This window comes from Allobacillus saliphilus (assembly GCF_018138385.1).
GTDB lineage: Bacteria > Bacillota > Bacilli > Bacillales > Alkalibacillaceae > Allobacillus > Allobacillus saliphilus.
Map to the genome: position 1 here is coordinate 1 of NZ_JAGSIE010000076.1, position 559 is coordinate 559.

At 47.8% G+C, this 559-nt stretch carries 2 tRNA genes and 1 rRNA gene; all 3 read right to left on the bottom strand.

The features are described from left to right. Window positions 1–143 precede the first annotated feature (143 nt). A tRNA-Ala gene (locus KC820_RS13115) sits at window positions 144–219 on the bottom strand. Between the two features lie 5 nt (window positions 220–224). Beyond that, window positions 225–301 (bottom strand) — tRNA-Ile (locus tag KC820_RS13120). 189 nt (window positions 302–490) lie between these two features. After that, window positions 491–559: ribosomal RNA gene (locus tag KC820_RS13125) — 16S ribosomal RNA — on the bottom strand; the annotation flags it as partial.

Here is a 559-nt window from a genome sequence, read left to right on the forward strand (position 1 = left end):
TAACTTACTTTGCGTGAAAAGACGCCTAAATCTTTTCGTTTCGATGCTTGCTTCTTATCTAGTTTTCAAGGTACATGTTTATCAGCTTAGATAGATAAATTTCCACCACATGTGGCAGAAATCTAGAGAATAAAGCTGTTATATGGTGGAGCCTAGCGGGATCGAACCGCTGACCTCCTGCGTGCAAAGCAGGCGCTCTCCCAGCTGAGCTAAGGCCCCTTAGATGGTGGGCCTGAGTGGACTTGAACCACCGACCTCACGCTTATCAGGCGTGCGCTCTGACCAACTGAGCTACAGGCCCATCCGAAGGCATTTCAATCCTTCAAAACTAAACAAAATAGCACTGACGTCGTTTGCGGAGTCTGTTTCCGTCCTACTGGACCTACCCATCCATACTCTGAATCTCTTATCGACATATAACTATGCTCGCTACGATTCCAGAATATTTAAGCGGCTCCAGTAAGTCGGCTCCACTCTTACTTATCCTTAGAAAGGAGGTGATCCAGCCGCACCTTCCGATACGGCTACCTTGTTACGACTTCACCCCAATCATTGGCCC